Source organism: Burkholderia lata (assembly GCF_902499335.1).
Lineage (GTDB): Bacteria > Pseudomonadota > Gammaproteobacteria > Burkholderiales > Burkholderiaceae > Burkholderia > Burkholderia lata_B.
The window spans coordinates 287,090-312,537 of the sequence record NZ_CABVQK010000003.1 but is presented as its reverse complement, the minus strand read 5'-3'; the positions used below and the strand labels follow the sequence as shown (position 1 = coordinate 312,537).

General features: G+C 69.8%; 25 protein-coding genes and 1 pseudogene. 17 read left to right on the top strand and 9 right to left on the bottom strand.

All coding sequences use genetic code 11. The annotated features are described in order from the left end of the window. Positions 1-265: 265 nt before the first annotated feature. The 12 genes and pseudogenes from atpD (at position 266) to BCO18175_RS09080 (ending at position 9,377) form a co-directional block, all read left to right on the top strand. The gene (gene atpD / locus BCO18175_RS09135) at positions 266-1,732 is read left to right on the top strand and encodes a F0F1 ATP synthase subunit beta (RefSeq protein WP_254608034.1); all 1,467 of its coding nucleotides are present in this window, start codon (positions 266-268) and stop codon (positions 1,730-1,732) included. After that, entirely contained in the window at positions 1,713-2,177 is a 465-nt protein-coding gene (locus BCO18175_RS09130; protein WP_254608007.1) for a F0F1 ATP synthase subunit epsilon, read from the top strand. The genes atpD and BCO18175_RS09130 overlap by 20 nt, the downstream gene beginning before the upstream one ends. Continuing rightward, complete coding sequence (locus BCO18175_RS09125; RefSeq protein WP_098553564.1) at positions 2,174-2,494, top strand: AtpZ/AtpI family protein; 321 nt, start codon at positions 2,174-2,176, stop codon at positions 2,492-2,494. Before BCO18175_RS09130 ends, BCO18175_RS09125 begins: the two co-directional genes overlap by 4 nt. Then, positions 2,463-2,801, top strand: coding sequence for an N-ATPase subunit AtpR (locus BCO18175_RS09120; protein ID WP_438820029.1), 339 nt, complete (start codon positions 2,463-2,465; stop codon positions 2,799-2,801). The genes BCO18175_RS09125 and BCO18175_RS09120 overlap by 32 nt, the downstream gene beginning before the upstream one ends. Continuing rightward, complete coding sequence (locus tag BCO18175_RS09115) at positions 2,798-3,496, top strand: F0F1 ATP synthase subunit A (RefSeq protein WP_098553566.1); 699 nt, start codon at positions 2,798-2,800, stop codon at positions 3,494-3,496. The genes BCO18175_RS09120 and BCO18175_RS09115 overlap by 4 nt, the downstream gene beginning before the upstream one ends. Further along, the gene (locus BCO18175_RS09110) at positions 3,493-3,741 is read left to right on the top strand and encodes a F0F1 ATP synthase subunit C (RefSeq protein WP_098553567.1); all 249 of its coding nucleotides are present in this window, start codon (positions 3,493-3,495) and stop codon (positions 3,739-3,741) included. The genes BCO18175_RS09115 and BCO18175_RS09110 overlap by 4 nt, the downstream gene beginning before the upstream one ends. Before the next feature lie 12 nt (positions 3,742-3,753). Then, on the top strand, positions 3,754-4,509 hold the full coding sequence (locus tag BCO18175_RS09105) for a F0F1 ATP synthase subunit delta (RefSeq protein WP_174980309.1): 756 nt from the start codon (positions 3,754-3,756) through the stop codon (positions 4,507-4,509). Next, a pseudogene (locus BCO18175_RS09100) lies at positions 4,481-6,025 on the top strand (F0F1 ATP synthase subunit alpha); the annotation flags it as partial. The gene BCO18175_RS09105 and the pseudogene BCO18175_RS09100, both read left to right, overlap by 29 nt. Beyond that, positions 6,025-6,864 (top strand): F0F1 ATP synthase subunit gamma, encoded by an 840-nt coding sequence (locus tag BCO18175_RS09095; protein WP_174980308.1) that lies wholly within the window; start codon positions 6,025-6,027, stop codon positions 6,862-6,864. The pseudogene BCO18175_RS09100 and the gene BCO18175_RS09095, both read left to right, overlap by 1 nt. Positions 6,865-7,026: 162 nt before the next feature. After that, complete coding sequence (locus BCO18175_RS09090) at positions 7,027-8,067, top strand: zinc-dependent alcohol dehydrogenase family protein (RefSeq protein ID WP_174980307.1); 1,041 nt, start codon at positions 7,027-7,029, stop codon at positions 8,065-8,067. 381 nt (positions 8,068-8,448) lie between these two features. Further along, positions 8,449-8,661 (top strand): DUF2964 family protein, encoded by a 213-nt coding sequence (locus tag BCO18175_RS09085; protein ID WP_098553572.1) that lies wholly within the window; start codon positions 8,449-8,451, stop codon positions 8,659-8,661. A 404-nt stretch (positions 8,662-9,065) separates the two neighbouring features. Continuing rightward, the gene (locus tag BCO18175_RS09080; RefSeq protein WP_174980565.1) at positions 9,066-9,377 is read left to right on the top strand and encodes a hypothetical protein; all 312 of its coding nucleotides are present in this window, start codon (positions 9,066-9,068) and stop codon (positions 9,375-9,377) included. An 87-nt stretch (positions 9,378-9,464) separates the two neighbouring features. Here BCO18175_RS09080 and BCO18175_RS09075 read toward each other — a convergent pair whose 3' ends face one another. Further along, the gene (locus BCO18175_RS09075; RefSeq protein ID WP_174980306.1) at positions 9,465-9,839 is read right to left on the bottom strand and encodes a DUF3564 domain-containing protein; all 375 of its coding nucleotides are present in this window, start codon (positions 9,837-9,839) and stop codon (positions 9,465-9,467) included. Positions 9,840-9,894: 55 nt separating this feature from the next. Then, positions 9,895-10,239: a c-type cytochrome gene (locus BCO18175_RS09070; RefSeq protein WP_438820028.1), complete on the bottom strand. Its 345-nt coding sequence runs from the start codon at positions 10,237-10,239 to the stop codon at positions 9,895-9,897. A 231-nt stretch (positions 10,240-10,470) separates the two neighbouring features. Here BCO18175_RS09070 and BCO18175_RS09065 point away from each other — a divergent pair, with 231 nt between their 5' ends. Continuing rightward, positions 10,471-10,695, top strand: coding sequence for a DUF3562 domain-containing protein (locus BCO18175_RS09065; protein ID WP_098553576.1), 225 nt, complete (start codon positions 10,471-10,473; stop codon positions 10,693-10,695). An 83-nt stretch (positions 10,696-10,778) separates the two neighbouring features. On the opposite strand, the gene BCO18175_RS09060 is transcribed toward BCO18175_RS09065, so the two are convergent. After that, complete coding sequence (locus BCO18175_RS09060) at positions 10,779-11,561, bottom strand: helix-turn-helix domain-containing protein (protein WP_174980305.1); 783 nt, start codon at positions 11,559-11,561, stop codon at positions 10,779-10,781. 427 nt (positions 11,562-11,988) lie between these two features. On the opposite strand from BCO18175_RS09060, the gene BCO18175_RS09055 reads away from it, so the two are divergent. After that, a complete protein-coding gene (locus BCO18175_RS09055; protein ID WP_306668240.1) occupies positions 11,989-12,432 on the top strand; it encodes a hypothetical protein in 444 nt (147 codons plus the stop codon). Between the two features lie 64 nt (positions 12,433-12,496). Here BCO18175_RS09055 and BCO18175_RS09050 read toward each other — a convergent pair whose 3' ends face one another. Further along, positions 12,497-14,902 (bottom strand): phosphoketolase family protein, encoded by a 2,406-nt coding sequence (locus BCO18175_RS09050; protein WP_174980304.1) that lies wholly within the window; start codon positions 14,900-14,902, stop codon positions 12,497-12,499. Positions 14,903-15,069: 167 nt separating this feature from the next. Between BCO18175_RS09050 and BCO18175_RS09045 the strand changes: the two genes are divergently transcribed. Both BCO18175_RS09045 and BCO18175_RS09040 read left to right on the top strand, forming a co-directional pair. Next, positions 15,070-15,975 (top strand): ATP-binding cassette domain-containing protein, encoded by a 906-nt coding sequence (locus BCO18175_RS09045; RefSeq protein WP_254608006.1) that lies wholly within the window; start codon positions 15,070-15,072, stop codon positions 15,973-15,975. Further along, positions 15,932-16,777, top strand: a complete 846-nt coding sequence (locus BCO18175_RS09040) for an ABC transporter permease (RefSeq protein WP_174949909.1) — start codon at positions 15,932-15,934, stop codon at positions 16,775-16,777. The genes BCO18175_RS09045 and BCO18175_RS09040 overlap by 44 nt, the downstream gene beginning before the upstream one ends. A 32-nt stretch (positions 16,778-16,809) precedes the next feature. On the opposite strand, the gene BCO18175_RS09035 is transcribed toward BCO18175_RS09040, so the two are convergent. Beyond that, complete coding sequence (locus BCO18175_RS09035) at positions 16,810-18,531, bottom strand: SulP family inorganic anion transporter (protein WP_368040714.1); 1,722 nt, start codon at positions 18,529-18,531, stop codon at positions 16,810-16,812. A 171-nt stretch (positions 18,532-18,702) separates the two neighbouring features. Further along, the gene (locus BCO18175_RS09030) at positions 18,703-20,424 is read right to left on the bottom strand and encodes an AAA family ATPase (RefSeq protein WP_174980303.1); all 1,722 of its coding nucleotides are present in this window, start codon (positions 20,422-20,424) and stop codon (positions 18,703-18,705) included. Between the two features lie 485 nt (positions 20,425-20,909). Between BCO18175_RS09030 and BCO18175_RS09025 the strand changes: the two genes are divergently transcribed. Beyond that, positions 20,910-21,419: a BCAM0308 family protein gene (locus tag BCO18175_RS09025; RefSeq protein WP_174980302.1), complete on the top strand. Its 510-nt coding sequence runs from the start codon at positions 20,910-20,912 to the stop codon at positions 21,417-21,419. A 66-nt stretch (positions 21,420-21,485) separates the two neighbouring features. On the opposite strand, the gene BCO18175_RS09020 is transcribed toward BCO18175_RS09025, so the two are convergent. The 3 genes from BCO18175_RS09020 to BCO18175_RS09010 all read right to left on the bottom strand — a co-directional run bounded on the left by BCO18175_RS09020 (position 21,486) and on the right by BCO18175_RS09010 (position 25,447). Then, a complete protein-coding gene (locus BCO18175_RS09020; protein WP_174980301.1) occupies positions 21,486-23,276 on the bottom strand; it encodes an adenosylcobalamin-dependent ribonucleoside-diphosphate reductase in 1,791 nt (596 codons plus the stop codon). 136 nt (positions 23,277-23,412) lie between these two features. Next, a complete protein-coding gene (locus BCO18175_RS09015) occupies positions 23,413-24,114 on the bottom strand; it encodes a VIT1/CCC1 transporter family protein (RefSeq protein WP_174980300.1) in 702 nt (233 codons plus the stop codon). Further along, complete coding sequence (locus BCO18175_RS09010) at positions 24,107-25,447, bottom strand: ABC transporter ATP-binding protein (RefSeq protein ID WP_174980299.1); 1,341 nt, start codon at positions 25,445-25,447, stop codon at positions 24,107-24,109. Before BCO18175_RS09010 ends, BCO18175_RS09015 begins: the two co-directional genes overlap by 8 nt. Position 25,448: the final 1 nt, after the last annotated feature.

The window sequence follows — 25,448 nt, the reverse complement described above, 5'->3', positions numbered from 1 at the left end:
CGCCGACGCTGATTTGCATCAAATGAAGTCGCTCCTTAATTTCCGGGCGCGTCATCAAGGTGCCATGGGGAGCCGCCGCGCCGGTCGTCGTCCCGGGAAATGCGAAGCGCGCGCCGGTCAGGTTGTCCGGCAACCGGCCGGCGAGCGTCGTACTCGCGGGTTGCGTGAATCGTCTGGCCATTTCTTGACGAGGATCAGCCCCGGAACGCGAGCAGCCGTTACCGTGGAAAAGGACCCAACGATAGCGGGCAGGCACACGGTGACGATCGATCAAGGGCTGACCTCCGAACCGGCGGAACACGCCGCGCAAGCGCACCGCGACGGCCGCGTGCTGGCCGTGCGTGGCGCCGTGCTGGACGTCGGGTTCGACGCGCACGCGCTGCCCGCGCTGAACGACGCGCTCGACATCGTCGTCGACGGCGCGGCGCCGGTGACGGCCGAGGTGCACGCGCACCTGAGTGAAACCGCCGTGCGCGCACTCGCGCTCGCGCCGACGGGCGGCTTGCGGCGCGGCATGACGGTCCGGCCGCACGGCGGGCCGCTGCGGGTGCCCGTGGGCGAGCGCGTGCTGGGCCGGCTGCTGACGATGACGGGCGCGCCCGGCGACGATGGCCCGGCGCTGCCGGCCGACGTGCCGCGGCGGCCGATTCACCGCGATGCCCCGCCGCTGGCCGAGCAGAAGGGCACGAGCACGCTGTTCGCGACGGGCATCAAGGTGATCGACCTGCTCGCGCCGCTCGCGCAAGGCGGCAAGGCCGCGATGTTCGGCGGCGCCGGAGTCGGCAAGACGGTGCTCGTGATGGAGCTGATCCATGCGATGGTCGAGCGTTATCAGGGCATTTCGGTGTTCGCGGGCGTGGGCGAGCGGTCGCGCGAGGGGCACGAGATGCTGCTCGACATGCGCGGTTCCGGCGTGCTGGGCCGCACGGTGCTGGTGTACGGCCAGATGAACGAGCCGCCGGGCGCCCGCTGGCGCGTGCCGCTGACGGCGCTGACCATCGCCGAATATTTCCGCGACGAACGCGCGCAAAACGTGCTGCTGCTGATGGACAACGTGTTCCGTTTCGTTCAGGCGGGCGCGGAGGTGTCGGGTCTGCTGGGCCGCCTGCCGTCCCGGGTCGGCTACCAGCCGACGCTGGCGAGCGAGGTCGCCGCGCTGCAGGAGCGGATCGCGTCGGTGGAGGGCGCTGCCGTCACGGCGATCGAGGCCGTCTATGTGCCGGCGGACGATTTCACGGATCCGGCGGTCACCGCCATCGCCGCGCACATCGACAGCATGGTGGTGCTGTCGCGTTCGATGGCGGCGGAAGGCATGTATCCGGCGATCGATCCGGTCGCGTCGTCGTCGATCCTGCTCGATCCGCTCGTGGTCGGGGACGAGCACGTCGCGGTCGCGACCGAGGTGCGCCGCGCGATCGAGCATTACCGCGAACTGCAGGACGTGATCGCGCTGCTCGGCATCGAGGAACTGGGCGCGGACGATCGCCGCACCGTCGAGCGCGCGCGCCGCCTGCAGCGCTTCCTCACGCAGCCGTTCGCGGTGACCGAGGCGTTTACCGGCCAGCCGGGCCGCTCGGTGACGACCGCCGAGACGATCGCCGGCTGCGCCGCGATTCTGCGCGGCGAGTGCGATACATGGCGGGAAAGCTCGCTGTACATGGTCGGCACGCTGGACGACGCGCGCCGCAAGGAAGCCGCCGCCGCGGGCGGGGATGGAGGCGCGCATGGCTAGGCTCGACCTGACGATCGCGACGCCCGCGCAGCTGCTGGTCGATGCGCTGGAGATCGCCTCGCTGCGCGCCGAGGATGCGACCGGCAGCTTCGGCGTGCGACCCGGCCACGTCGATTTCGTGACGCTGCTGCGCGCGTCGGTGGTGCGCTGGCGAACACCCGACGACCAATGGCATTACTGCGCGCTGGACGAAGGCGTGTTGAGCGTGTCAGGCGGCGTTCGCGTCGCGATCGCGTGCCGCGACGCGGTGCCCGGCGATTCGCTCGAACAACTCGACGCGCTCGTGCGCGCGAACCGCGCCGCCCGGCTGGACGCCGAACGGCGCGCGCGCGTCGACGAGACACGGCTGCATGCCGAAACGGTCAGGCGTTTGCTGACCTATCTGCGACCCGGGGGAAGCGCGGGCGACGCCCGCGATCCCTTCGTCGCGGAGCCACGGCGATGAGCGGGCGGCCGCCGCCGGATCCGCGCGACCGGCCCGATCGGGTCGAGCAGGCCGCGCGGCATGCCGCCGAACGCGCGGCGCGCGGCGCGCGCGATCCCGAACCGTCGCTGGGCACGCGGCTGGCGCAGATCGGCGTGCTCGGCTGGGCGATCCTCGCGCCGACGCTCGCCGGGCTGGCGCTGGGGCGCTGGCTGGACCGGCTGGCTGCGACGCGCGTGTTCTTCTCCGCGCCGCTCGTCATGATCGGCGCGGCCGCCGGATTCTGGTTCGCGTGGAAATGGATGCATGGCCAACAAGGACACAACCATGACGATTGATGCGTGGCTGGCGCCGCCAGCTGTCGCCAACCTGGCCGCCGCGACGCTCGGCGTGGTCGTCGGCCTTGCGCTCGGCGCATGGCACTTCGGTTCGCTCGCATGGAACGGCCGCCTGTTCGCGGCCGGCCGCGTGGCGTGCGCGCTCGGCCTGCAAGGCGCGCGCATCGCCATCGCGGTCGCCGTGCTGGTGGCGCTGGCCCGGCTCGGCGCCGCCGCCGTCGTGGCGGGCGCGCTCGGGCTGCTGTTCGCGCGCGCCGTCGCGCTCCGATACGCCGGCGCATTGACGGCGCCCCGGGGGCCGCGATGAGCGCCTCGCCGCTCGCGACCGTCCCGCTGTGGACGCTGGGTCCACTGTCGATATCGTCGCCCGTGCTGGTCACCTGGGGAATCATGCTGGCGCTGGCGGCACTCTCGGCGTTCGCGCGCCGCCGCTTGTCGCTCGAGCCGTCGCGCCTGCAAAGCGTGCTGGAGTTGCTGGTCGTCGCCGTCGACGCACAGATCGTCGGCACGATGCGAGCCGGGGCCGCCCGCTATCGCGCATTGATCGGCACGATCTTCCTGTTCGTGTTCACCGCGAACGCGTCGTCGCTGATCCCGGGCGTCGAGCCGCCCACCGCGCACCTGGAAACCGACGCGGCGCTCGCGCTGGTCGTACTGGGCGCGACGTGCTACTACGGCGTGCGCACGCGCGGCTGGAAGAACTATCTCGCCACTTTCGCCGAACCGACCTGGGTGATGATCCCGCTCAATCTCGTCGAGCAATTGACGCGCACGTTCTCGCTGATCGTGCGGCTGTTCGGCAACGTGATGAGCGGCGTGTTCGTGATCGGCATCGTGCTGTCGCTCGCGGGATTGATCGTGCCGATTCCGCTGATGGCCCTCGACCTGCTGACCGGCACGGTCCAGGCCTACATCTTCATGGTGTTGTCGATGGTGTTCATTGGCGCGGCGGCGGCCGATGACGAACCTTCCGTTCACCGCCGCAAGCAGGAGCAGTCATGAGCAATCTCATCGAAATCGTCAGCATCGCGGCAGCGGCGCTCGCCGTGTCGTTCGGTGCGATCGGGCCCGCGCTGGCCGAAGGCCGCGCGGTCGGCGCGGCCATGGACGCGATTGCCCGCCAGCCCGATGCGGCGGGCACGGTTTCGCGCACGCTGTTCGTCGGGCTGGCGATGATCGAGACGATGGCGATCTACTGCCTGGTGATCGCGTTGCTGCTGTTGTTCGCCAACCCGTTCATCAAGTAGCGCGAGGCGACGATGCGAATCGACTGGTCCACGCTGATCCTGCAGACCATCAACGTGCTGGTGCTGGTGTGGCTGCTGTCGCGCTTTCTGTTCAAGCCGGTCAGCGCGATCATCGCGGCGCGCCAGGAAGCGGCGCGCAAGCTGATCGACGCCGCGCGCGACGATGCCCGCGCGGCGAGCGCTGCGCGCCAGGCGGCGCAAGCCGAGCTCGCCACGGTGGTGGCCGCGCGCGCCGATGCGTTGAAGGCGGTGGCGGGGCAGGCCGCCGCCGAGAAGGCATCGCTGCTCGCGCAGGCGCAGGCGGAAGCCGGACAGTTGCGCGACGCGGCGGCGGCGCGGCTGGAGTCGGAGCGGCTCGAGCGCACGCGCGACGACGCCCGCCGCTCGACCCGCCTCGCGCTCGACATCGCGGCGCGGCTGTTCACGCGCCTGCCGGAGCCGGCGCGCGTGACCGGCTTCATCGATGGTCTCGCCGGGCAAGTCGCGCTGCTGCCCGAATCGGTCCGCTCGGAACTGGGCGCGGGCAACACGCCGCTGCAACTCAGCACGCCGCGTGCGCTCGACGCGCAGGAAATCGCGTCATGTCGCGCCGCGCTGTCCGCCAGCCTGGGCCGGCCGGTCGAACTGGCGGTGCGGATCGACGCGTCGCTGATCGCGGGACTCGAGCTCGACGCGGCGCACGCGCGAGTGCGCAACAGCCTGAAGCAGGATCTGGAACATATCGAGGCGGTACTGCTGAATGACGATGAAGCCAGCCGACCTTCCTGAACACGCCGACTGGCTCGCGCGCCAGCGCGCCGCGCTCGACGGCGCCGCACTCGCGCCGTCGGCGGAGGCCATCGGGCGAGTCGAACGGCTTGCCGACGGGATCGCATTCGTGTCCGGACTGCCCGACGCGATGCTCAACGAGCGGCTGCTCTTCGACAACGGCTCGACCGGTTTCGTGCATACGCTCGACGCCGACCTGATCAGCGTGGTGCTGCTCGACGCCGATGCGGGGCTGGAGGCGGGCGCGGCGGTGCGCTGCTCGGGCGCCGTGCTGGAGGTGCCGGTCGGCCCGGCCCTGCTCGGCCGGGTGGTCGATCCGCTCGGCCGGCCGCTCGATCATCCGGGCCCCGTCGGCGCGACGATGCGCTCGCCGATCGAACGGCCGGCCCCCGCGATCATCGATCGGGACCTGGTGGTCGAACCGCTCGAGACGGGCTTGCTGATCGTCGACGCGCTGTTCACGATCGGCCGCGGGCAGCGCGAACTCATCATCGGCGACCGGGCGGTCGGCAAGACCGCGCTGGCGATCGATGCGATCGTCAACCAGCGGCATTCGGACGTGATCTGCGTCTACGTGGCGATCGGCCAGCGGGCGAGCGCCGTGCAGCGCGTGATCGACGCGGTGGCCCGGTACGGCGCGCCGGAGCGTTGCATTTTCGTCGTGGCGCCGGCCGCCGCGGCAGCCGGCCTGCAGTGGATCGCGCCGTTCGCCGGGTTCACGATGGCCGAATATTTTCGCGACCGCGGCCAGCACGCGCTCATCGTGATCGACGACCTGACCAAGCACGCGGCCACGCACCGCGAGCTGGCGCTGCTGACGCGCGAGCCGCCCGGCCGCGAAGCGTATCCGGGCGACATCTTCTATCTGCACGCCAGGCTGCTCGAACGCGCCGCGAAGCTGTCCGCGACGCTCGGCGGCGGTTCGCTCAGCGCGCTGCCGATCGCGGAAACGGATGCCGGCAACCTGGCCGCGTATATCCCCACCAACCTGATCTCGATCACGGACGGCCAGATCGTGCTGGACGCCGCGCTGTTCGCGTCCAACCAGCGGCCCGCCGTGGACGTCGGCCTCAGCGTCAGCCGGGTGGGCGGCAAGGCGCAGCACCCGGCGCTGCGCGAGGCGTCCGGGCGCTTGCGGCTCGACTATGCGCAGTTCCTCGAACTCGAGGCGTTCACGCGCTTCGGCGGGTTGACCGATGCGCGCCTGAAAGGGCAGATCACGCGCGGCGAGCGGATTCGCGCGCTGATCACGCAGCCGCGTTTTCATCCGTTGCGAACGATCGATGAAGTCGTGCTGCTGAAAGCGCTGGCCGACGGCGTGTTCGACTCCGCGCCGCCACGCCTGCTGACGACGATTCGCGAACAACTGCCGGCCTGGCTCGATGCGCAACAGGCGCCGCCGGGTGCCCTGCTCGACGATCCGGCCGCGCTCGCCGGGCTGGTGCGGACAGTTCGGGAGCAGGTCGAGCGGCTGGCGGCCCAGGCCGGCGCGGCGGAATCCGGGGCCGTGCCGTCATGAGCGACAAGCTGAGCGCCGCGGAAGCGCGCGCCGACACCGCCCGCCAGCTGCAGTCCGTGATCGGCGCGATGCGCGGCGTCGCGGCCGCGCGTGCGCATGACGCGCAGGCCCGTTTGCCGGGCGTGCGCGCCTGCGCCGCGATCATCGGCGCGGCGATCTGCGCCGTTCTGTCGGCGGATGCGACGCGTCCGGGGAGCGGCACGGCCGCAGCGCCCGCGAAACCGCAGGTGGTCATCGTGCTGTGCAGCGAGCAGGGCTTCGTCGGGGCGTACAACGCGCAGATTCTCGATCGGGCCCGCCGCCGCGGGGAGGCGGCCCACTATCTGCTGATCGGGTCGCGCGGCGCCGCGCTTGCCGAGGCGCGCGGGCTGCCGGTCGCCTGGACCGCGCCGATGACGTCGCGCGCGGACGATGTGGTCGCCCTCGCGGGCCGCTTGACCGACGCGCTGTTCGCCCATCTCGCCGCCAGCGGCGCCGAAACCGTGTCGATCGTGCACGCGATGCCCGGGTCCGCACGGCTCGACGTGGTCGAGCATCGGCTGCTGCCGTTCGACTACAGCCGCTTCGACGCCGCGCCGCGCTCGCAGCCGCCGTTGCTGAGCTTGCCGCCCGGCCGGGTGCTGGCGGAGCTGGCGCAGGCGTATGTCTTCGTCGAACTGTGCGAGGCGACGATGCTGGCGTTCGCGGCGGAAAACGAAGCGCGCACGCGGGCCATGATCGCCGCGCGCGCCAATATCGAACACAAGCTCGCCGAATTGCTGCAAATCTGCCGGCTCGCGCGCCAGGATGAAATCACGGCCGACATCCTCGAACTGGCGGCGGGTATCGATCCGTGACCGGGATGGCCGATCGCGCCCCGCGCCAGCACGCCACCGGCTGCGTGGCGGAACGCCGCCGGGGTGTGCCCGAGCGTGCTTGACGCAGGTCAAGCGCCGATGGCGGGCGACTCCCTAGAGTGGCACTGCAAGGGACCTCGTCCCGTCAACGGAGGCAAGACCATGAAAGCCCTGGTGTATCACGGCCCCGGCCGCAAATCGCTCGACGAGCGGCCGATGCCGGAACTGGCCGCGGCCACGGATGCGATCGTCAAGGTGACGCGCACGACCATCTGCGGCACCGACCTGCATATCCTGAAAGGCGACGTGCCGTCGTGCGAACCGGGTCGCGTGCTCGGTCACGAGGGCGTCGGCATCGTCGAGCAGGTCGGCAGCGCGGTGACGTCGCTGACGGTCGGCGACCGGGTGCTGATCTCGTGCATCTCGTCATGCGGCCAGTGCGAATATTGCCGGCGCGGGCTCTACTCGCATTGCGCGACAGGCGGCTGGATTCTCGGAAATCGGATCGACGGCACGCAGGCGCAATACGTGCGCATTCCGCACGCGCAGACCAGTCTCTACCGGATTCCCCCGGGGGCGGACGAGGAGGCGCTCGTGATGCTGTCCGACATCCTGCCGACCGGATTCGAATGCGGCGTGCTGAACGGCAAGGTGCAGCCGGGCAGCACGGTCGCGATCGTCGGCGCGGGGCCGATCGGGCTCGCGGCGTTGCTGACCGCGCAGTTCTACACGCCCGCGCGGATCATCATGGTCGATCCCGACCGGAACCGGCTGGAGGTTGCGCGCCGGTTCGGCGCAACCGACTGCATCGACGGGCGCGCGGGCGACCCGGCCGGCGACATCCTGAAACTGACCGACGGGATCGGCGTCGACTGCGCGATCGAGGCGGTCGGCATCCCGGCGACGTTCGAGCTGTGCACGGCGATCGTCGCGCCGGGCGGCGTCGTCGCGAACGTCGGCGTGCATGGCGTCAAGGCGGATCTGCACCTCGAGAAGCTATGGGATCGCAACATCGCGATCACGACCCGGCTGGTCGACACGTCGAGCACGCCGATGCTGATGAGGACGGTGGGGGCCGGACGCCTGGACCCGAAGCAACTGATCACGCATCGCTTCACGCTCGACGACGTGACGAGCGCCTATGACACGTTCTCGCGCGCGGCCGATACCCATGCATTGAAAGTCATCATCGAAGTCGCCTAGCGCGAACGGGGGACGCTGCGCGTCGTCGACGGCGCCGCCGGGCAATCCGGGCGGCGCCGTGGTTTTTTGAGGGACGGTCGGAACCGTGCCCGCGCTTGATAAAAGTCAACGCTGCGGATTCCGAAGCTTCGAAGATGAAGGCATGGCTGCGTTCGCCGCGTTCGATGGTTTCGTGCGGCAGGCAGCGCGGGCAGGTGCAGGGTCCGACCTGCCGTCCCGCAGGCCGGCACGGCATCCGGCATCCGGCGCGCGGTGCCGGGCAGCGTGGCCATGCGGTTGCCGCGCGTGGCCGACTGTCCGGTGTCGACGATTTTCGTCACCCGGGCTATCGATGCCGATGCCTGAAACGTCGCAGTCGTCATCCCTTTCCAGGAGAGCGGCATGTTTCCCAACGTGTTTCGCCAGTGTTTTGCCAACGTCGCGATCTTCGCGTCGCAAGCCGGGCTCATCGCAACGGTGCACGCCATGCTGGTCCACGACGGCTGGGCGCTTTATGTGGGCACGCTGTCCTGTTGTGCGGGCGTCGCGGGATGGATCGCGATGCGGCAGCCGACGATCGCGCGCACCGTGCGGGTCCGGCGCGATCGCCTGTAACGGGAGGATGCCTGATGGCACCCCGGCCGAAGCCGCCCCGACGTTCGTGCGGGTCGAGCCCAACGTGTGTCGGACGATCCGGTTGTCCGACCCGCGCACCGATCGGGCCTGCGGCGGTTGCCGGCGCAGATCGCCGATGCCGGCACCGTCTCCAACTGAACGAGCCGGCGGCGGGTTGCCGCCGCGCCGCCGGCCGGCTGGATGCTCGCCGCCGATTTCACGAGTCCGGCGCCGGTTGGCGGACAGCGTGTGGCGATGTCCGTCGCTTGACTCACATCAACGACGCAGAGCCGTCGCCACGGAAGATGGAGGCACGGAATCGGGTAGGGCGAACGCACCACACGGATGAACCGGTTCTCGCCGTCAATCGGCGCGATCAACAGGAGCGGAACATGGGAATCGGGATGCAGATCGCTTACTTCGGCTTCGCCGGGTCGGCTCGGCTGGAGGCGGAAGCGAGCATCCAGCTGATGCGCCTCGAGCCGTTCTGTACGCAACTGGCCGGCTGCCATCTCGCGATCGAGGCCATGGGCGCGTCGACCCGCGAGCCGAGGTATGACGTACGACTCGATCTGATCACCCGCAAGGGGGAATTTCGTCCCGTTCAGCATATGACGGGCACGGATCCCATGGACGCGCTGAAGCGGGCATTCGACATCGCCGAGCGGCAACTCGCCGGGACCGCGGCCGCTGAAACTCACGAGAACCCGAGCTGACACGTCCCGCGCATCGGACGCGATTCGCCATGCGCGAGTCGATCCGCCGCGGCGACCGGGGCGGCGCAGCCGGCGCCGCCGGTCCGGCTACGCTTCTTCGTCGCCCGTGAATATCTCGTGCTCCGGCGTTTCCGCCGTTTCGTCGACACACTGCACCCGCCATGCGCCCGGTACGGGCGCCTGCCGGGCATCGCGCAGCCAGCGTGCGATGCCGGCCTGGCCTTCGAACGGCCCGGACGGCGCGTCGAGATCGAAATCGTCGAGCCAGCACAGGGCGCCGGCGTCGTCGGGGCCCGTCATCAGGGTGGCGCCGCCTTCGCGGACGAGCGTGCCCCACACCGGCAGGTCCATCCCCGCATGACCTTCGCGCGACCAGCGACGCATGGCCGTGTCGATCCAGAGAATGGCATAGGCCGAAGGGTTGTCGCAGGCGAAAGTATCGAGATGCAGGGTGATTCGCACGATGGGCTCCGAATCGACGAAGGAGGGCGGCCGCCGTCACCGGCGGCCGACGCTTTTACTGGCTCATGACCCAGCGAATCAGCGTATGCGCGTCCTCGGAGGACAGCGCGCCGCCGCGCTCGGCGGGCAGCGGCATCGCGGTGTCGCTCCAGTGCGCGCGGCCGCCCAGTCTCAGCTTGTTCGCGAGGATGTCTTCGGCATGCGGCGTGTCCCGATACCGATCCGCGATCTCGTGAAACGACGGTGCGAGGAACGGCATGTCCGAGGTGTGGCAGAACATGCAATGCTGCTGATCGATGAGCGCGGCGGGCTCCCGCACCTGGGCGGACGCCGTCCCGCCCGCGAGCCATGCGAGGGCGAGCAGGTATCCCGGCAGGCGTGTCATTGGAGCGGTTGTCATCGCGCGGTGTCCGGCAAGTAGTTCGACCCAGTCTATGCGCGGCTCCGCGCCGGCGATTGATGCAAGTCAAACGCCGCCACGCGCTCGCCGGCCGGCTGGATCCGCGGCCCGGGCCGCGCATCGATCCGCGGCGCGTTGACGCATGTCAAGCGCGGTGGCGCTGCCGCGCGTTTCAATGGATTCAGCCAGGACGACCTCGGATGAAGGCGGTGTCCTTGCAGGAGGGCGGTGATGAACCAGGATCGGTTGTTCGCCTCGTTGGCGGCCTTGGCGCGCGACCTGTCGATTCCGGACGACGCGTTGCGGCGGATGCTCGACGACGAAATCGCGGCGCTGACGAAAGATGCCCGCGTGCATGATTACCTGCGGATATTCGCGATTCGTCGCCTGAGCCGGCGCATGCGGTCGCTGGATGCTGCAGGCGGGCATCCGGGGCGGCCGGAACCGGGAGGATAGGCGATGCGCGCGAGGGTATTCGACGGAACCGGTTCGAGCCTGCGGGATACCTGGCCGCCGGACCCGGCGCGGGCGGCCCGCGCTCAGACGCGGGCGAGCCTGGCCAGATCGATGATATGAATCTGCTTGCCGTGCGGGTCGATCAGGCCGTCGCGCTGGAATTTCGACAGCATCCGGCTGACCGTTTCGAGCTTGATCCCGAGATAGCAGCCGATTTCCTCGCGCGTCATGCGCAGGTTGAAATCGGCCGACGAATAACCGCGCGCCCTGAAGCGTTCGGACAGGTTCAGCAGGAACTCCGCGACGCGCTGTTCCGCGGACATCGTGCCCAGCAGCATCATCAGGCTCGATTCGCGCACGATCTCGCCGCTCATCATCTTGTGGAGGTGGTGCTGCATCGACCTCACCTTGGCGCAAACCTTCTCCAGCTGGCCGAACGGGATGATGCAGACCGTGCTGTCCTCCAGCGCGATCGCGTCGCAGTTGTGACGCCCGCCGCACACGCCGTCGAGACCGAGCGTTTCCCCGGCGATCTGGAATCCGGTCACTTGCTCCTGGCCGTCGCGATGCATGACGATCGTCTTGAACGAGCCGGTGTGGACCGCATAGAGACTCTGGAACGTATCGTGCGCGCGGAACAGCGACTCGCCCCGCTTGACCGAGCGGGTCGTGCAGACCACCTCGTCGAGGACGGCCAGGTCGGCCGCGTCGAGTTCCGCCGGCATGCACGCCGAACGGACCGGGCACGTCGAACAGCGCGCGCCGGGGCGCTTCACCCGCTCGTCCCGATCGACGGGATGAAGCGCGATCGTCATCGCATGCGCGACGGCGGGGTAGGCAGTTTCGTGGGGTTGGGCAGTCAGCATGATCTGCTCCTGGTGACTCGATTTCGTCAGCGCGACGGCGCCGCCGCGGGATGCGGAACCGTGCGGCGCAATCGACGGGCAAGACTGGCGGCGGCACGAGCGGCGCTCGGGCATCCATGTAAAGCAGTATGGTTCGCGCGCGGCCGGACCGAAATCGGCAGGGATGGAAAGTCACGTAGGGTTTGGAGAACGGCTGTAGGAGGATGCTGACACCGGCCGCGGCCGGCGAAAACCTTCGTTGGCGGTGCGTGGAGGCGCGGCGCGATGCCTGCGATGCGCTCGGGCAGCCCCCCGCGATGCGTTGACATGTGTCAAGCGCGCCGGTCGGCACGGCAATACAGTCGAACCCGGGGCGCTTGCGGGTGGCGCGTGAAACCCGCGACCGGATGGGGTGTCGGCGATGAAACAGGGATGGTTGGCGATGGGCATGCTGTTGATGCTGGGCGCATGCGCCAGCGACGAGCGCATGGCCAGGTTCAGGCAAAGCGAAACGCAGCTGCTCACGTTGCGGCAGACGGCGTCGTTGCCGTGTGCGACGCAAGCGGCATGCGACCGCGCGTGGCAGCTCACCCGGCGCTACGTCGAAAACCGTTCGTCCACCCGCATCACGCGGTCCGACGCTGAGGTGATCGAAACGGCCCCGTCGCACCTGGCCGGCAACGTGTACCTCTGGGCGTCGCGCGTGGCGTTGAGCGAAGGAGGCTGGCTGATCCGGATCAAGGGGATGTGCAAGGGCATGTACAGCAGCGACGGCGGCCCCGGCTGGCGATACGACGTGTGCGCGGCGCAGATCCTCGAGATCGAGGGCGGCTTCCGGTCGTTCGCCGACCCGTTGTCCGGCCCGCAACCGGCGGGCGTCTCGCCCGGGTAGCGCGGCCGGGGGGCGCGAGCGGCGCCAGGCCGTGGCCGTCCGTCCCCCGGCGAATACGAGCGGCTCACGGCATCGGGTTCCGGCTACCCGGCGTCGCGTGCCAGCGCCAGTCGCGGATTTCCGGCAGGTCGTCGCCGTACCGGTCCACATGGCGTCGATGCTCGACCAGCCTGTCGCGCAGGTATTGCCTGAAATGCGCGCCCGGCTGCACGTGTTCGCCCACGTGATCGAGCACGGCCTCGCACAGATGGAACCGGTCGACCCGGTTGAGGACCGTCATGTCGAACGGCGTCGTGGTCGTCCCTTCCTCGATGAAACCGTGCACATGGAAATTCGCGTGATTCGTGCGGCGATAGGTCAGCCGGTGAATCAGGGCCGGGTAGCTGTGATGCGCGAAGATCACCGGCCGGTTCGTCGTGAACATCGCGTCGAAATCCGCGTCGCTCAACCCGTGCGGATGGACGTCGGCAGGCTCCAGCGTCATCAGGTCGACGACGTTGACGACCCGGACGCGCAACGCCGGCAGATGGGTGCGCAGCAGGTCGACGGCCGCGAGCGTCTCGAGCGTCGGCACGTCGCCCGCGCAGGCCATCACGACATCCGGCTCGCCGTCGCCGTCGTTCCCCGCCCACTCCCAGATGCCCGCGCCGGCGCTGCAATGCCGGATCGCGGCATCCAGGTCGAGCCATTGCGGCGCCGGCTGCTTGCCGGCGACGATCACGTTGATCCGGTTCCAGGTGCGCAGCGCGTGATCCGTGACGACCAGCAGCGTGTTCGCGTCGGGCGGCAGGTAGACGCGCACCGTGTCGGCTTTCTTGTTGACCGCGAAATCGATGAACCCCGGATCCTGGTGGCTGAAGCCGTTGTGGTCCTGCCGCCAGACGTGCGAGGTCAGCAGGTAGTTGAGCGACGGCAGCGGCCGCCGCCAGCGGATGTCCCGGCACGCCTTCAACCATTTCGCATGCTGGTTGAACATCGAATCCACGATATGGATGAACGCCTCGTAGCACGACATCAGCCCGTGCCGCCCGGTCAGCAGATAACCTTCGAGCCAGCCCTGGCACGTATGTTCGCTGAGTATCTCCATGACGCGGCCGTCGGGCGCGAGCTGGACGTCGTCGGGATCGGTCTCCGCCATCCAGGTGCGCGCGGTGACGTCGAACAGCGCCGACAAGCGGTTGGATTCCGTTTCGTCCGGGCCGAACACGCGAAACGTCCGGTCGGCCAGATTCGCGGACATCACGTCGCGCAGGAAGCCGCCCATCACGCGCGTGGCCTGCGCGTCGACCTGCCCGGGCGCGGGCACCGCCACCGCGTGGCGGGTGAAATCCGGCATCCGCAACTCGCGCGCCTCGCCGCCGCCGTTCGCCACCGGATTCGCGCTCATCCTGCGCGATCCGGCCGGCGCCAGCGACCGGATCGCCTCGCACGGACGCCCGTCCGCGTCGAACAGTTCGTCGGGGCGATAGCTGTTCAGCCAGTCTTCCAGCAAGTGCAGGTGCGCCGGTTGTTTCAGGTCGGCGATCGGCACCTGATGCGAGCGGAAGCTGCCCTCCGTTTTCAGGCCGTCGACGCGCTTCGGGCCGGTCCAGCCCTTCGGCGTGCGCAGCACGATCATCGGCCAGCGCGGGCGGACGAGGTTGCCTGCGCTGCGCGCCCGCGCCTGGATGCCGCGAATGTCGTCCAGCGCGTCGTCGAGCGCGGCCGCCATGCGCTGGTGCGTGGCCATCGGCTCGTCGCCCGACACGAACAGCGGCCGATAGCCATAGCCGGTGAGCAGGCTCTCCAGTTCGTCCTGTCCGATGCGGCTGAGGATCGACGGACTGGCGATCTTGTAGCCGTTCAAGTGCAGGATGGGCAGCACCGCGCCGTCCGAGGCCGGATCGAGGAACTTGTTCGAATGCCAGGCGGTGGCGAGCGGCCCGGTTTCCGCCTCGCCGTCGCCCACGACGCAGGCGACGATCAGCCCGGGATGATCGAAGGCCGCGCCGAACGCATGCGACAGCGAGTAGCCGAGTTCGCCGCCTTCATGAATGGAGCCCGGCGTCTGCGGCGCGACGTGGCTCGGCACGCCGCCGGGGAAGCTGAACTGGCGGAACAGCGCGGCCATGCCCTCGGCGTTTTGCGGCACGTTCGGATAGATGTCGCTGTACACGCCTTCGAGCCAGGCGTTGGCGAGCACGCCGGGGCCGCCGTGGCCCGGGCCGGCGATGAACAGCACGTCGAGATCGCGCGCGTTGATCACCCGGTTCAGATGGGCGTAGATGAAGTTCAGCCCCGGCGTCGTGCCCCAGTGGCCGAGCAGGCGCGGCTTGACGTGCGCGATCTGCAAAGGCTCGCGAAGGAGCGGATTGTCGAGCAGATAGATCTGCCCGACCGACAGATAGTTGGCGGCCCGCCACCACGCGTTCATGCGATGCAGCAGCGCGTCGGAAAGCGGGGCGGGGGAGGTCTGGTCGGCTTGGTTCATGCAACGCTCCTGAAAGTGGCCGTGCGGCATGGCAGACAGCGCGATTCGCGGCGAATCGCCCAGCATCCACCGTACGGCGAGCGGCCCCGCGGCGCTTGATCGTCATCAAGCCGGCGCAACGCCCGGCCGGCGCATCCGCCGGCGACATCGCCGATTGAGCCATGTCAATGGCGCGTGCCGGCCGCGTCGTTACCTTGATGCCATCGGGGGCGCGTGCGCCTTGCATCCCGACCGCAAGCCTTGCGTACGCGTTGCCCCGATCCGGAGCCGTCATGTCCGAACCCGTTATCCAGACCCTGGCGCTTTCACGGCGCTTCGGCGACATGGTCGCCGTGGACGGATTGACGCTCTCGATCGCGGCGGGCGAGGTTTTCGGGCTCCTGGGCCGCAACGGCGCCGGCAAATCGACCGTCGTCAAGATGCTCACGACCTTGCTGCCGCCCAGCGCGGGCACCGCAAAGGTCGGGGGATTCGACATCGTCCGCGACGCCGCGGCGGTCCGCGGGATCATCGGCTACGTGCCGCAGGCGCTGTCGGCCGACGGCGACCTGACCGGCTACGAGAACCTGCTGGTGTTCGCGAAGCTGTACGACATTCCGCGCGCCGAGCGCGGTGAGCGCATCCGCACCGCATTGGCGCTGATGGAGCTTACCGATGCGCGCGACCGGCTGGTGAAGACGTATTCGGGCGGCATGATCCGCCGGCTCGAAATCGCGCAATCCACGCTGCACCGCCCCCGCGTGCTGTTTCTCGACGAGCCGACGGTCGGGCTCGATCCCGTCGCGCGGCTGTCGGTGTGGGGGCAGGTCGAGCGGCTGCAGTCGACGCAGGGCAGCGCGATTCTCCTGACGACGCACTATCTCGAGGAAGCGGAACGTCTGTGCGATCGCGTCGCGATCATGAATCGAGGCCGGATCGCCGCGCTCGGCGCGCCGGACGACCTGACGCGCGCGCTGGGTTCCGGCGCGACTTTCGAGGATGTATTCGAGCGCTACACGAATGGCGACATGGCATCGCAAGGGGCCTACGATGAAACCTCCCAAACCCGCGTCACCACTCGCCGGCTCGGTTGAGCCCGGGCCGGCCGCGCGCCCGGCCGTCATCCGCTTCGCAGCCAAGACGCTCGCGATTGCTGACATGGAGGTCCGCAAGCTCCGGCACGATCCGACCGAACTCGCGACGCGCGCCGTCCAGCCCGCGCTGTGGTTGCTGATCTTCGGCCAGGTGATGAGCCGCGCCCGGCTGATCGAGACGGGCGGCTTGCCTTACCTCGACTTCATCACGCCGGGCATCCTCGCGCAAAGCGTGCTGTTCATCGCGATCTTCAACGGCATCTCGGTGATCTGGGAAAAGGATCTCGGCATCGTCCACAAATTCCTCGCGAGCCCGACGCCGCGCGCGGCGCTCGTGCTGGGCAAGGCGCTCGGCGGCGGCGTGCGCGCGCTGGTGCAGGCCGCCGTGGTGATCGCGCTCGCCGCGCTGCTGGGTGTCCGGCTCAATACCGGCCCGCAAGCGTGGGCGGGGCTCGTGCTGTTCGTCGTGCTCGGCGCCGCGGTGTTTTCCAGTTTTTCGCTGATCATCGCGTGCCTGGTCAAGACGCGCGAGCGCTTCATGGGGGTCGGGCAGTTGCTGACCATGCCGCTGTTCTTCGCGAGCAACGCGATCTATCCGACCGCCATGATGCCCCGCGCGTTGCAAGTGATTTCCCACCTGAATCCGCTGACCTACCAGGTCGACGCGCTGCGCACCCTGCTGTTGCCGGGTTTTTCCAGCGCCGTGCCTTACGGCCTCGGCGCCGACTTCGTCATCCTGACCGCGACGCTGGCCGCGCTGGTCGCGATCAGCGCGAGGATGTACCCGCACATCGCGCAATAGCCGCGCGGCCGGCAGGCCCGGATGGCCCGCCGTCATGGAACGGGTGGGCGCCGCTGCCGGGCGTAATGGTCGACCGCATCGGTCACCGTGGGGAAAAACGAGGCGGCGCCAAAGATCTCGTACAGCCCGTAGGCCCGCAGCCGGTCCTTGACCGGCCCTTTCATTTCGGCGATCTGGAGCGCGATGCGACGCCCCGACAATTCATGGCGCAGCGCGACCAGCGTGTCGGCCGCCGTCACGTCGATGTCGGTGATGGGTTCGGCGGCGAGCGTGACGCACTCGACCGGCGCTTCGGCCCGCGCGATCGCCGTGCGCACGTGGTCGCAGAAAATCCCGGCGTTCGCGTAGAACAGCGGCGCATCCCACCTGAACACCACGACGCCGGAAGACTGCCGCGCGCCCGGATGCCGCGAAATGTCGTGATAGCCGCGCATGCCGGCAATCCGGCCGAGCACCGCGTCGTACGGATGCCAGGCGCGCCACACGAACGACAGCAGCGACAGCCCCACGGCCAGCAGGATGCCCGGCACCACGCCAAGCAGCACGACGCCGGCAAAGCAAAACAGGGAGATCGCGAACTCTCCGCGGCGCATCCGGAACAGCCGAGCCACGCTGCGTACGTCGATGATCCCCGCCGCGGAGAAGATCACCACGGCGGCCAGCGCGGCGTTGGGCACATGGCTGAGCATCGCGGGCAGCACGAGGAGCAGCGCAATGCAGGCCGCGGCCGCGAGATTGGTCAGCTGCGTGCGGGCGCCCGCGGCGAGCGCCACCGGCGTGCGCGACGAACTGCTGCTGACCGCGCAGCCGCGCAGCAGTCCCGCCAGCAGGTTCGCGATGCCGAGCGCGACCAGTTCCTGGTTGCGATCGGTGTCGTCCCCGTTGCTGGCGGAAAAGGCGCGCGACAACACGCTGATGTCGGCGACCGACACCAATGCGATCGCGATCGCGCCGGGCGCGAGGCGGCCGATGTCGGCGAGCGGTACCCGCGGAATCCGCGGCCACGGTGCGCCGCCGGGCAACATGCCGACCACCGCGACGTGCGCGCCCGGCGCATGTTGCAGCCACCTGCCCGCCAGGGTCGCGCCGATCACGGCCACGAGCACGCCGGGCCAGCGCGGCGCGTACCGCCGCATCAGCATCAGGCAAGCGATGCAGCCGGCACCGAGCGTGAACGATGCGTTGTCGACCCGGCCCGCGAGCACGCCGCGCACGATACTCGACGCCGCGTCGGCAAAGGTGGCGCCGGAAGCGGAAAATCCCAGCAGCCCCGGTACCTGGCCGACGGCGAGCGTGACCGCGATGCCGTTCAGATAGCCGTACTGGATCGGCCGCGACAGCAGATCGGTCACGAAGCCCAGTTTCAACACGCCGGCCAGCGTGCACAAGGTGCCGGACATGATCGCGAGCAGGGCGGCGAGCGCCAGCGCGCGTCCGGCATCCCCGTGAGCGAGCGGCACGATTGCGCCTGCGATCAGCGCGGCCAGCGCGGAATCGGGACCGAGGACGAGAATGCGGCTCGGCCCGAATATCGCGTAGCCGACGAGGGCCGCGATCGTCGCATAGAGCCCCGCGATCACGGGGAGCCCGGACGCTTGCGCATAGCTCATGCCGATCGGCACGAGCACCGCGGTCAGCACCACGCCGGCAAGCAGGTCTCGCGGGAGCCAGCCGCGCTGGTAGGTGCGCAGCATCGCGACGCCCGGCACCCAGCGCAGCCATGCGGTCGCGGGCCGCAAGCGGGCGGGCGACACGGCTAGGCCGCGCGCCCCGCGAGCGGGCGCCGGCCGTCGCGTGCGGCGGCCGGATCGAACGGGCGCTCCGGGCTGGACGAATGCATCGTGCAAGCTCCTGACTGCGGCCGCGATGCCGCGTGACGAGTAGATTCATCGTGTCAGCGGAACGCCGGCCGTCATTGACTCAGATCAACCGGGGCAGGCCGGTGCCGTCCCCGGAAACGAACCGATGCGCGGACGCCGCGCCGCATCCGCGGCGGCGCGCCTCCGCTCCGCGTGCAACGCGGCCAGCAGCGGCCGCCAATACCCGGCCGACCGGAACCGATCGATCGGCACCTCCGTATCGAAGGGAAGCGAGATCGCTGTTTCGTCCGGCGTCAACGGCTCGGCGTCGCGCCACTGCGCGTCCAGCACCGCGGGCCCGGCATCGGACGCGTCGTTTCCCGCCAGCCAGCGGCGGTTGACGCGTTCGGCCATGCAGGTCCGGCTGGCGCGGAAATCGAGGATGAACACGGGGACGCCAAGCGCCTCGGCCAACGCGACGAAGCGCGCACGGCGGGCGCGGGCCAGGAAGGTGGCGTCGACGATCGTCGGGTAGCCGGCCCGCAGCGTGGTTTCCGCGATCGCGCGCAGCCGATCGTATTGGGCGTCGATCGCGCGCGCCGTATAGGCGCTGTCGGGCAGTGCGCCGCGCTCGACGGGGGCGAGCGGCTGCGTGCGTTTGCGCTCGCTGTCGCTCGACACTCGGACCGCGCCGATCAGATCGGCCAGCGCGCGGCTTGCGACGGATTTGCCGGTGCCGGACGCGCCGTGGCACAGCAGCAGATACGGCGGCGGCCGGTGTGCGACGCGCGCGGCGAGCGCGATGTAACGTCTGGCCGCGCGCAGATCGTCGTTTTGCGCCGGCGTGCGTCGCGGGCCGCCCGAGCCGGCGCGCAACACGGCCACCTGCGCGCGCACCAGCGCGCGATAGCCGACGTACAGCGGCAGCGCCGCGAGGCCGGCGAAATCGCCCGTCGCCTCCAGCCAGCGATTGAGCAGGCGATGGGCGAGATCGGCGCGGCCGTGCGCGCACAGATCCATCGCCAGGAACGCAAGGTCGTTGACGACGTCGATCCAGCGGAGGGCGTCGCTGAATTCGATGCAGTCGAACATCAACACGTCGGTGCCCCGGCGGACCAGATTGCCGAGGTGCAGGTCGCCGTGGCAGGCGCGCACGAAGCCGTCCGCCCGGCGCGTGTCGAGATGAGGAGACAGCGCCATGCAGCTGTGCCGGTAGCTGTCCTGCAGCGCGGCCGGCAGGGCCATGGGCTCGACCGCGAGCGACGCGAGCACGGTGTCGAGTTGCGCGCGCAGCAAGGCGGCGCTGCCGAACGCGGCGGACGGCACGTCCTTGCCGGCGCGCGCATGAAAGCGCGCAAGCCGGGCCGCGACGCGGTCGATATCCGCGTTCGTGAGCGCGCCCGCCGCCAGCAGGTGGGAAAACAGCGCGGCCTGGTCGAAACGGCGCATCTTCACGAGATAGTCGATGGCCGCCGCCGCGCGCGTAGCGCAGCCGGCAAGCCGGCAACCGCGCCGCGTGCGTTCGAGCGGCATGACGGCCAGATAGAGTTCGCGCGCCAGCGGCCGGTTCAGGATCAGCTCGGCGTCGCAACTGCGGCGCCGGGCGGCGAGGGGTCTGAGGTCGGCAAAGCCCAGGTCGAGCGGCTTGAGCCGCTTGTAGGCGAAACGTCCGGCCAGGTAGACCACGGAGAGGTGTGTCTCGATTCGTTCGATCCGGCCGGCGGGGTGCGGGTAGGCGGACGCGCGCCGCAGCGCCGCGTCGAGCCGCCGCGCGTGGCGGCGGGCGGCCCGCGACTGGTTCTGTTTTCGCAGCGGGCCGGGACGGCGGCGGAGCACGGCAAGCGACATGATTTCCCCTGGGATCCGTCAATGAATCGCGCATGGCGGGCGTCCGGCTGCCGGACGCGGCTGCGGCTGCGGCCCCGGTTTGGGCTCGCGGCCGGTTCCGCGCGTGTCCGTGAGCAAGGCACGCATGCGCCGGGCCCGCGCCCGGACTCGGCTTCATTCAACGCAATCACGGACCGATCGGCCATGACCTGCGTCAATCGCCGCCCATCGCGTGACCGGGAGACAGTGTTCCGACGTCGCGCGTCCCGGAAACCACCGCGGCATTGATCCGCGTCAAGGCGTACGCGTCGGATGCGGCGATGCTCGACGACAGAAGGGCGCGATGTTCGTGCGCCACGATGGGGGCCGGCGCTCGCGCCGCGCCCGAAGAGCACGCCGCCGGAGAACCGGCACGGGCGGAACGGAGGCAGGCGAATCGATCGCGCTTCCGTTCGCCGCGTCGCGCCCTCCGCGCGATGTGCACCGAACACCAGCCGGATACCACCATGAACAGATCGAACGAGCGGAACGCGAAGCCCGGAATGCGCCGCGACAAGCAGCCGGGGCCTCATACGCGGGACAGCTATCGGTCGCCGGCGCGCATCAAGGGCTCGACGCGCTGCGGCGAATGCGGCGCGCTCTACGAAGACGGGCGGTGGATCTGGCGCGCGTCGTCGGATGCATTGCGGCAGCTCACGTGCCCGGCCTGCCGCCGGATCCACGACCATGCGCCGGCCGGCGAGTTCGTGCTGACGGGCGAGTATCTCGCGGGCCATCGCGACGATCTGGTCGCGCTGCTGCGCCGCCAGGCGGCCGGCGAAGAAAACGAGCATCCGCTCGAACGCATCATGGAAATCGACGAACAGCCGGCCCGGATGACCGTGCGGACCACGGGGCCGCATTTGCTGCGCCGGCTTGGCGAGGCCGTGCTGCGCGCGCACCAGGGCCACTTGACGCTCCACTATCGGGACGGCGACGGCCTGTTGCGCGCCGACTGGCAGCGCGCTGGCGGCTGAGTGCCGCAGCGGCCTCGCGCGCATCCCGGCCGCCGACGGACGGCAAGGCCGCCAATCGCCCTTCGGCTAGCAGTTGACGCAAGGCGACGACGCGCAGGCTCCCGCCTCGACGGCCACGAGCACCGCGTCGAGTGACGCGTCGGGCCTGAACACGGTCACGCCTTTCAGTTTCGACCGCCAGGCGGTGAAGAACAGCGCATCGATCTGCGACAGCGTGCAGGCGCTGCCGACCGTCACCGTCTTCGAGATCGCCGCATCCACGTAGGGTTGAAGCGCGGCGAGCATGGCCACGTGATCCGGCGGCGCAACGTCGACGGCTCGGGTGAAGTAGTCGGGCAGCGGCGTCCGGTCGCCGCATAGTTCGCGAAACCGGCGATGCGCGCGGTTTTCCGCACGCAGGCTGTGGGTTTCGCCGTCACCGAGTCGGACCTTGCGCTGGCAGATCCAGTCGTAGGCCGGTTCGACGCCGTTCGAACAATTTCCGCCGAACGCAATGCTGACGCTGCCGGTCGGCGCGAACGACAGCAGATGGCTGTTGCGCAATCCGGCGCGCTCGATGGCTGCGCGGACCGCGCCAGGCAAGGGCGGCGCGCCGGTGCGCCCGTCGAGATGGACGGCCGGATCGCAGCAGGGATACGCGCCGCGCTCGCCCGCCAGCCGGGCCGACGCGGCATACGCGTGATCCCGCATGTGGCGGGCGATCCGTCCTGCCAGTTCGCGCGCGGCGGGTGCGTCATAGCGCAATTTCATCATGGTCAGCGCGTCGCCGAGCGCCGTCACGCCCACGCCGATGCGGCGCGTTGCACGGGCTTCGCGCGCGTGGGCGGCGAGCGGCCAGTGCGTCAGGTCCAGCACGTTATCCAGCAGCCGGACCTGGATCTCCACGGCGGCTGCCAGCGCGCTGAAATCGAAGCGCGGTTCGCCGTCCACACCGAACGGATGCCGAACCAGCCGCGACAGGTCGATCGGGCCGAGCACGCAGCTGCCATACGGCGGCAGCGGTTGCTCGCCGCAGGGATTGGTGGCCGCGAGGGTTTCCCGGAAGCGCAACGGATTCGCCGCATTGATCGTGTCGATGAACAGCAGGCCCGGCTCCGCGCTGTCGCGCGCCTGGGTGACGATTTCATGCCAGATCCGGCGCGCGGGCAGCGTCGCATAGTCCTGGCGGCCATCGGGCGCAGCGGGCGGACTGCCGCTCGCGCCGGGCGGCGGCGCCCGGTGTCGCAGCGTCCACGGCTGATCGTCCGCAACCGCGTTCATGAATGCGTCGGTCACCGCGACCGACAGGTTGAACGTAGGCCAGCGCGAGCGTCCGCGTTTCGCGCCGACGAACGCCAGCAGGTCAGGGTGGTCGCAGCGCAGCACGGCCATCTGCGCACCACGCCGCGTTCCGGTCGCACCGACTTCCGAGCACATGCGATCGAACCGGTCGATGGCTGCGCACACGCCGCGCTCGCTCGTCGCGCCGCTGTCGCGCAGCGCAGTCGCCGGCGGGATGTCGGAAAAATCGTAGCCGACGCCGCCGCCCATCGACAGCGTCAGGCGAGCCTCGTCCAGCGCCCGGTCGAGGTCGGGGGCCTCGTGCGGCGCCGAGGCAGGCGCGGCAACGGGATGCACGAAGCAGTTCACCATCGTCTGGTTCGGCGGCCCGCCCGCATTGGCCATGATGCGGCCCGCGCCGAACGCCCCATGCCGCAGATTGCGAACGAACTGCCGCGCGACCGGCTCCCGGGTGGCGGCCGGCTCGGCGAGCGCCAGGGCCTGCGCCACGCGGTCGAACAGTTGCTGGCGCGACGTTTCGGCAGGCATCGCGTAGCGATCGGCGAAGACCACATCGCATAGGGGTTGCTCAGCCATGGAAGCCGTCCTTCGAGGTGACGGCACCACTGTACGGACCGTGGCCGCGGGTTCCTTGATCGACCTCAAGCCGCGTGCCGTTCTCTGCGCGGGGCCGCATCGGATGGCGCAATCGTGCGGATTTCGGTTGCCGCCGCTAGAGAACCGCGCCGAGCAGCCGGCCGACGAACGTCATGCCGAGCATCGTCAACGCGCCCCATGCAAGCACCCGGAACACGCTCCGCGCGACCTGCGCGCCGCCCAGCCGGGCGGCCGCGGCGCCGAGCGCGGCGAGGACCGCGAGCGCAACCGCGACGACGACGGCGACCGCCCGCGAGGGCGATGCGAGAACGGCGGCGAGCAGCGGCCCGACGCCGCCTGCGGCGAAGCTGACGAGCGAGGTGGCCGCCGCGGCGATCGGCCGGGCGGCCATGGCGCTCGAGATGCCGATATCGTCGCGCGCGTGCGCGGCGAGCGCATCGCGCGCCATCAGTTGCTCGGCGACCTGGCGTGCCAGCACCGCATCGAGACCGCGCTGGACGTAGATATCGGCCAGCTCGTCCTGCTCGTACGCATAATCGGCTTGCAGCGCCCGCCGCTCGATTTCCGTATCGGCGGATTCGACATCCGCCTGCGAGCTGACCGACACGTATTCCCCGGCGCTCATCGACAGCATCCCGGCCGCAAGCCCCGCGATGCCGGCGGTGAGCATCGTGCGAGGCGCCATCCCCGCCGACGCCATGCCGACCATCAGGCTCGCCATCGACAGCACGCCGTCGTTGGCGCCCAGCACGGCCGCGCGCAACCAGCCCGACCGATGGGTCCGATGGACATGACGAGGGCTGCCTGCGCTATTCATCGCCGGCACCGAACATGCGGGTCGCGTCGTCGTAGGTGTAGAGCCCCGACGCGCGACCCCAGTCGATGACGGTTCGCAGCGTATCCGCGGCGTCCTGCCGGTTGAGGCGATCTTCCAGTTCGAGCTCGAAACGTTCGCGCGGCGCCCGATGCCCGTCCCGTTCGTCGAGGACGGCCCGGATGTGACTGGCAAGCGGAACGAAATGTTCGAGATGCTCGCGCAACAGCCGCTTGCGGTCGGCCGCACGTCCCTGCGCATAGACCCGGCCGGCGGCAGTGAGCCGTATCGCGCCGTCGCGCAGTTCCGCGAACGCCAGGATATGCAGCGCGGCGGCGGCGGGCAGCAGTTCGTCCACCTTGAGCAGCGGCCCGGCGATCTTCGACAGCTCGGCGTAGCCGTTGCTCGAGCCGGCGGCGAGGGTCTCGATGAAGCCGTCGATGCGGTGGCTCGACACCACCGGCAGCCGTTGCGTGAAATCGGCCAGTCCCTTGCGCTGCGCATCGAGCGATTCGACCAGCCGCGCGGTCAGGATCGCGTAGATTTCGTTGGCGAGCGCCTGGAACTGGCTGTCGAGACGCTGGCGCGGATGCGGCAGCGGAATCCGGAGTTCGGCGACGATATGGCCGGGATGCGCGCCCAGCACGAGCACGCGGTCGCACATCTGGACCGCTTCCTCGATGTTGTGCGTGACGAGCAATACCGCCTTGGTCGGCAACTGCCGCGCGGCCCACAGATCCAGGAAATCCATGCGCAGCGTGTCGGCGGTCAGCACGTCGAGCGCCGAGAACGGCTCGTCCATCAACAGCAGCGCCGGTTCGCCGACGAGCGCACGCGCAAACCCGACGCGTTGCCGCATGCCGCCCGACAGTTCGCGTGGAAACGCGGACTCGAAGCCGTCGAGACCGATCAGTTCGATGACCGACGACGCGCGCCGGCGAATGACCTCGCGCGGCAAGTCGCTCGCATCGAGTCCCAGCTCGACGTTGTCCAGCACGGTCAGCCACGGGTAGAGCGCGAACGTCTGGAACACGACCCCGATTCCTTCCGCGGGCCCCGCGAGCGGCGCGCCGCGATAACGGACCTGGCCGGACGAGGGCTGGACGAGACCGCCCGCGATGCGCAGCAGCGTGGATTTACCGGACCCCGACCGCCCCAGCAAGCCGAGAATCTCGCCTTCGCGCAGCGTCAGGTCGACGCCGGCCAGTACCGGCAGCGGCGCGCCCGAGGGTTTGGCGAACGACATGCAGATATCGCTCAGTTCGATCACGGGCGGCGCCTCGCGAATGGCCGGCGCGGCGTCGGGCTGAATGGCAGGAGGCGGAAGCTCGGACATG